Below are 6,798 nucleotides of genomic sequence, written 5' to 3'. Positions count from 1 at the left end.
TGACGAGGCGGGCCGGGGCGACGAGGCGGGACCAGGTGACGAAGCAGGTCGGGGTGACAAGGCGGGACCGGGGGACGAGGCGGGACGCGGTGACGGGACGGAACGCGGTGACGAGGCGGGACCGGACGACGAAGCGGGACGGGGTGAGGGCGGGGTCGCACGGCCGGCCGCCGGGCCGGACACCGCGGCACGGACGCCACCGGCCAGCCACGCCGCGCCGAGGGCCACCGCGTGCTTGGGGTGCGCGTCGACGGCGACCGGGCGGCCGAACTCACTGGTCACCGTCTGCGCCACGAGCGGCATCCGGGACGAGCCGCCGACCAGCAGGATCGCGTCCAGCGCGTCCGGTTCGCAGCCGGCCGAGCGGACCGCGCGTTTCAGGGCGTCGACCGAGCCGTACAGGGCCGGGCGGATCATCGCCTCGAACTCGGCGCGGGTCAGGCGTACCTCGGTGGCCACGTTGGGCAGCAGCACCGGGATCGTGGTGTCGGTGTCGGAGGACAGCGCCTCCTTGGCGTTGACGCACTCCTCCCGCAGCCGGGCGACCGCGGTGATCGCGGTGGTGTCCTCTTCGTCCAGTTCCTCCAGTCTGCCGTTCAGCGCCGCCCGGACGTGCTCGAACACCGCCGCGTCGAAGTCGATGCCGCCGAGCCGTTCGATGCCCTCGGGCCGGCCCAGGATGTCGAAGCCGAGGCCGGTGTTGCGCAGCACCGCCGCGTCGAAGGTGCCGCCGCCCAGGTCGTAGACGGCGATCACCGCGCCGGTCTCGAGCCGCTGCTGCTGGGCGTAACTGACCGCCGCTGCCTCCGGCTCGGTGGTGTAGGTGACCTCGCCGCGCAGGTCCGCCATCCGCACGGCCTGCTTCAGCAGGTCGATCTTGAAAGGACCCCAGTTCGCGGGGTACGACACACAGGTCGCCGACGGCGGCCCACCCTCGCGCGTGGCGACCTGCTCGACCACGGCGCGCAGCATCCGGGCGGTCAGCGCCTCCGCCGACTGCGGCACACCGCCGAGCAGGATCGGGGTGCTGTCACCGATCCGCCGTTTGAACTCGCGGGCCACCCGGTGCGGCTCGGTCAGCCCGCGCCGGCCGGCCGGCTCCCCCGTCAGGAACGTCTCGTCGGAGCGCAGCAGCACCACCGACGGGATGGCCGCGCCCCGGCCGCCGAGCGGGACGATCTCGGCGTGCCCGTCCCGCCACGTCGCGGCGGCGGTCCAGGTGGTGCCGAGATCGATGCCGAGTGCGTACATCGCCTGACGCTCCGTATTCTGCGGTCGCGGATTGGGGGTTCGGCGGGGGGTTTCCCCGAGACGTCCGGGCTCGCGACGCTCATATGGTTGGTGCATGGACCCCGACCTCCCCCTCCGCGACGTGTTCGCCGAGATGACCGGCGCCGGCGCCGCCGGTGACCCGGCCGCTCTGCTGGATCTTCCGGAGGATCTGGTCGCCGAGGCCGTGATCAGTTATGCCGACACGGCGCCCGCCGAGGTGGCCGAGCACCTGGCGCCGTTCGTGAGCGCCCACAGCGTGGTCGGCGCGGAGAGCGCGGACAGCGCTGAGCAGCACTGGCTGGACCTTATGATCACGGCGCCTGCCGGCGCGGATTCCGATCCCACGGCGGAGAGCGGCGGCCTCGAGGAAGCCGATCTTGACTTCGGTTCGGGCGTTCCCGGTACGGGCGCCGGGCCCACCCTCGACCATAGCGACGCCACGCTCGACGTTGAACCGCTGGACTTCCCGGACGACCCGATCGAGCTCGACGAATTGGACGATTGGACGGTCCCCGCCGGTGCTCCGGACGCCGGAATCGGCGAGGCGGACGACGCCGGAATCGGCGGGGCGGACGACACCGGAATCGACGGGGCGGACGACGGCGCGGACGACGATCTGCTGCAGTGAGGTCATCGGTGCTGTCCGAGACCGGAGAGGATGCCCTCGCAGGTGCGCACCGCCACCCGGGCCGCCACCGCCAGCTCGTACGGGGTCATCGGGTTCTCGGCCCGGCGCTGCCAGCGTGCCAGGGCGGCCTGGGCGGTCGCGGACTGCTCGGCGGCCGGCGCGTCCGGCGGCAGGTGCAGGCGCTCGCTGACGGCCGCGCCGGACCCGCCGATCAGACGTTCCAGTTCGGCGACCGCCTCCGGTCTCCCGGTGATCCATCCGGCGCGCAGGCTGGACAGCACGCGCAACTCGTTGAACGGGTGCGCGGATGCCATGATCTCCTCGACGGCGGCGGTCACCGCCTCCGTGCCGGGGCGGGGCCGGGCGCGGGTGAGTTCGGCGACGGCGAGCAGCGCGGAACGGCTCTTCAGCACGTCGCGGCGTTCCAGGAACAGCGAGCCGATGATCTCGCGGAGCTGGGTGAGTCCGCTGCGTTCGGCGAGTTCCTTGGCCAGGGCGGCCGCGGTGGTGGCGACCTCACGGCGGAGCAGGGTGCTCGTCAGGCGTACCCCGAAGAGCCCGAAGCGGGCCAGCAGGCCCTCGCGCTCCAGTGACGTCAGGCCCACCTCGGGCATGGTGCCGACGAACCGGTCGGCGGAGAGCAGCAGGTCCTCGGCCTGCCGGACCGGCAGGCCGGCGATCCTGCGCAGGTGCGCCACCTCGGTCTCGGTGAGGGTCACGGCGGTCTCCGCGAGAAGACCCGCCACCGGTACGACCGACTGCACGAGCCGCCGCACGTTGGCGTCCGTGCCGAGCCTGGCCGCGATCCGCCGGGCCGAGGCCATCGAGTCGAGCCGGCCCGCGCCGATCTCGTCGGCCCGGGACAGCACCCCGATCGCGTTGACCGGGCTGGGCCGGGACACCTCGGTGTCGTGGAAGGCGCGCAGGAACTCCACGTCACCGGGATGCAGGTGGCGCAGCAGGTAGACGACCGCGTCCGCGGGTGTCTCCTCGTCGTCCGGGACCAGCAGGTCCCAGGTGTGCTGGGCGGCCTGTTCGGACAGTGAGCCGATGCCCGGCGTGTCGATCAGGGTGACCGTGCGCAGCGCCCCGGCCGGCCAGGTCACCACCAGCTGGGCGACGTCGTCGGCGGTCAGGCCGCCCAGGTCGACGTCGATGGCGCCGCCGTCGCGGGTGAACCGCAGCTGCCGCGGGTCGCCCCGTCTCGGGTAGGCGTGCACCTGATAGCCGGGACCGTCGCGGTACCAGGTGACGATCCGGGTGCACTCGCCCGCGTCGGTCGGCGCCAGCCGCTCTCCCACCAGCGCGTTGAGCAGGGTGGACTTGCCGGCCTTGATACGGCCGGCGACTGCTACCCGCAGGGGCGCGCCGAGCCGGTCCCGGATCGCGGCGAGCCTCGCCGCGTCCGGGGTGCCGTGATACACGGCGATCGCCTGGTCCAGCACGGTCCGGGTGGAGTCGAGCAGGGTCATCCCGTCACCGCCAGGATCCGTTTGCGCATCTGGCGGACCCGTTCGAGTTCCGCGTCGACGTCCTTCAGCCGCCGCTCCCGGTCGGCCTGCGTGCGTTTCGCCGCGTCCGAGGCGCTGACCAGGGCCTGCGCGTTGGACCGGTTCAGCTCCTCGGCCAGGCCGCTGTAGTGGTCGCGCAGCTGCCGCTGCACCCGGCGCAGCGTGTCCCGGGAATCCTTGTTGGCCACGAAACTGACCTCGTCGCAGTAGCGGCGGATCGCGTTGCGAGCCTCCGCCCGGCGTTTCTGCACCTGGCGCTTCTTCTCCTCGCGTAGCCCGCGATGGCCCATCACCAGGCCGATGCCGACGCCGATCGGGCCGAGCTGCACGCCGACCAGGCTGCCCAGGATGATGAACATCAGGGCGCCGCCGTACGCGCTCTTCAGCGCCACCATCGCCTGTTTCGGCAACCGCATCCGCTGCAGATCGATCTTGTGCTCGAAGTCGGTGACCGCGGCGAGGGGTGTCGGATCGGCAACCGGCGGCCGGCGCATCAGCATCGTCGACGCCTCGTGGAAGTGGTCGCCGACCCGCTGGCTCAGTTCACCGGCCCGCTGCCGCAGCAGCTCGTAGTTGGCCAGCAGCTCGTCGGCCATCCGCGCCTGCAGCCAGGCCTCCATCTCCAGCCAGGTGTCGGCCGGGTCGGCCTCCTCGATCGCGGCGTCCGCCTCGGCGATCACCACCCGGACGCGGCCGCGCAGGTCGTGGTCGATGTCGGAGGTCAGGTCGGTGACGCCGTCGCCGAGGGTCAGGTTCCACTTGGCGGCGGCGCTCTTCAGGGCCTCCACCCGGTCCTTCACGCCGGTCAGCTCGCGGACCACCCGGGCCGCGGCCTCCGGATCGGCCAGCGCCGCCTTCTCCGCCTGGAACCGGTTGCCGAGCTGGTCGCAGAGCTCGGCACACTCGGCCATCGCCTCGGCGACGAGACGGTCCGCCGCCGACCGGCCGATCCGGTCGGTGAGGAACCGGACCAGATCGGTGAAGCCGGACTCGGTGTTCAGGGCGGTGTCGTTGGCCTTGACGGCCCGGGACCGCAGCGCCGACGACACCGGGATCAGCGGGACCGGGCAGTGTGTGGCCAGGTGCTGCTCGTTGAGGTCGCGGATCCGGCGCCAGGCTGGATAGAAGTCGGTCTTGGTGATCACGCAGACCACGACCGGGCACAGCGAACGGGCCCGTTGCAGGAAGTCGACCTCGCTGCGGGTCAGCTCCTGGGCGGCGCCGGTCACGAAGATGACCGCGTCGGCCATCGAGATCGCCGACAGGCTCGCCACCGCGTGCGGGGAGCCCAGACCGCCGACGCCGGGGGTGTCGACCAGGACCATGCCGCCGGCGAGGATCTTGCGGGGGATGCGGATCTCGACACCGGACGGCTTCTCTCTCGACGGGGCGCCGTTCTCCAGAACGTGACGGCGGACATCGGCGACCGGGATGGACTCGCGGCGGCCCGGCTCGTACAACAGGGCCGCCTCGGGTTTCGCGCCGTGCCGCACATAGGTCGGCACGGCCGTGGCCACGTCGTCGTCGACAGTGCAGATGTTCGCGCCGACCAAGGCGTTCACCAGGGAACTCTTGCCCTGTTTGAACTCGCCGGCCACGACGACGTGCAGGACCGGGTCGGCGAGGGCCCGCTTGGCCGCGGTCAGGCGGGCGGCGGCGTCGGGGCGGTCGTACGCCGTGCACGCCTTCAGCGCCAGATCGACCACGGCTACCGCCTTCGCGACCTCGGCCACGGTTCCTCCCCCGGTTCTCCCTCACGGGTGTGGATTCCGGCCGCTCCCGGCGCCCGAAACCCACACGCTGGTTCTGCTCCGGTCAGGCGACGACGGTGCTGTCGTCCCCGGTCTCGACCCGGTCGTTGTCCTCGATCCTGGTGTCGTTGTCCTCGATACGCGTGTCGTTGTCCTCGATCCGGGTGTCGTCGTCGCTGATGCTGGTGTCGTTGTCCTCGACGGTCGTGACAGTGGTGTCGTTGTCCTGGATGTTCGTGTCGTTGTCGTTGATCGTGGTGTCGTTGTCCTCGTTGTTGCCCTTGGCGCTGCCGCCCGCGGACACCGCGGAGCCGTCGTCGGCCACCACGTCGCTGACGTTCGAGGCGTCGCCGTCGCCGAACGACACCGCGCTGTCGTCGATGTCGGCGTCCGGCAGGTTCGCCACGTCGCCGTCCCCGAAGTTGATCACCGACTCGTCGATGTCACCGTCGGCCTGCACGGTCTGGTTGTCGTCGCCGACCACCGCGTCGTCCAGCTCGTCGGCCACGATCCCGGTGTTCACGCCGGTGTTCACCGCACCGGACAGGTCGTCGCCGACCTGCACCGCGCCGTCGCCGGTGTTCGCCTGGCCGAAGTTGTCCCCGTCGATGACCTGGCTGCCGTCGCCGGAGGCGGAGTTGATGTCCCCGTCCACGATCGTCGAGCCGTCACCGGTCACCGCGTTCACGTCACCGTCACCGGCCGTGGCGACCGCGCCGTCACCGGTCGCGGCGTTCACCGGGCCGCCACCCGCCACCGCGCCCGCACCGGTCGCGCCGGCCACGTCGCCGCCGCCGGCCACCGCGCCGTCACCGGTCGCGACCCCGACGACGTCCCGGCCGCCGGCCACCGCGCCGTCACCGGAGGCGCTGACGTTGGAGGCGTCGATGTCGCCGAAGACGTTGCCGTCGACGTCCAGGTCGAAGCTGTTGTCGGTGACACTGGTGACGGTCAGGTCCAGGGTCTGGGTCACGTAGTCGTCACCCTCGTACGTGGCGTAGGTGACGTAGTTGAGGTGCTGCACCACGTGCTCCACCGACTGCGTGCCGGTCGCCGTGTGCGGCGGCGCGTAGCCACCGCCACCACCGCCACCGCCACCACCGCCGGACGTGTAGCCCTGCAGCGCGGACCGGGCCTCCGACGAGACCTCCGGCTGGGCGGCGGCGACACCGACGACCTCGGGAACGTCCACGGTCGACAGGTCGGCTTCGGTGACACCCTCCGCGGTCAGGGTGCCCTGCGGGTCCTCCGCGTAACGGGCGGCGAACTCACGGTCGGTCAGCAGGTTCATGACGAAGTCCTTGAGGGCTTCGGCAGCGTTGACGGTCATGATCTCTCCTCGCTCGGTGGGCGCCGGTGTTTCCTCACCCGGACACGGCACCAGCGTGCGGCCCATAACCCGGTGCGGGCATCGGGGTGTCCCCCGTGGTATAGGGCCTCCCCTAGGGGGTTCCCTAGCCTTCCGTCGCATATCCAACTCACCGGATCGGGAACGATCTCCCTGCTCAGCCGTTCCCGGGATGATCCGCAGCCGCTTCCCTCGACAGCCCGCAACCGCCTTCGCCGACGGTCCGCGCTCTCCTTCGCCGACGGCCCCCGCCGCCTCCGCTCGGGGTCCTCCTTCGCGTTCGCGCGG

5 protein-coding genes are annotated in these 6,798 nt (G+C 71.8%); 1 reads left to right on the top strand and 4 read right to left on the bottom strand.

The window, feature by feature from the left end:
- Window positions 1–1,251: Hsp70 family protein (locus Aut01nite_RS22950; RefSeq protein ID WP_204037641.1), on the bottom strand; the 1,251-nt coding region annotated here is incomplete at its 3' end.
- A 94-nt stretch (window positions 1,252–1,345) separates the two neighbouring features.
- On the opposite strand from Aut01nite_RS22950, the gene Aut01nite_RS22945 reads away from it, so the two are divergent.
- A complete protein-coding gene (locus Aut01nite_RS22945) occupies window positions 1,346–1,900 on the top strand; it encodes a hypothetical protein (protein WP_043533927.1) in 555 nt (184 codons plus the stop codon).
- 2 nt (window positions 1,901–1,902) lie between these two features.
- Here Aut01nite_RS22945 and Aut01nite_RS22940 read toward each other — a convergent pair whose 3' ends face one another.
- The 3 genes from Aut01nite_RS22940 to Aut01nite_RS22930 all read right to left on the bottom strand — a co-directional run bounded on the left by Aut01nite_RS22940 (window position 1,903) and on the right by Aut01nite_RS22930 (window position 6,492).
- Window positions 1,903–3,372 (bottom strand): dynamin family protein, encoded by a 1,470-nt coding sequence (locus tag Aut01nite_RS22940; RefSeq protein WP_043533928.1) that lies wholly within the window; start codon window positions 3,370–3,372, stop codon window positions 1,903–1,905.
- Complete coding sequence (locus Aut01nite_RS22935) at window positions 3,369–5,144, bottom strand: dynamin family protein (RefSeq protein WP_043533929.1); 1,776 nt, start codon at window positions 5,142–5,144, stop codon at window positions 3,369–3,371. The genes Aut01nite_RS22940 and Aut01nite_RS22935 overlap by 4 nt, the downstream gene beginning before the upstream one ends.
- Window positions 5,145–5,226: 82 nt before the next feature.
- A complete protein-coding gene (locus tag Aut01nite_RS22930) occupies window positions 5,227–6,492 on the bottom strand; it encodes a hypothetical protein (RefSeq protein WP_043533930.1) in 1,266 nt (421 codons plus the stop codon).
- Window positions 6,493–6,798 lie beyond the last annotated feature (306 nt).

The organism is Actinoplanes utahensis, from assembly GCF_016862455.1.
GTDB classification, from domain to species: Bacteria; Actinomycetota; Actinomycetes; order Mycobacteriales; family Micromonosporaceae; genus Actinoplanes; species Actinoplanes utahensis.
This window is presented reverse-complemented; position numbering and strand designations above follow the sequence as displayed.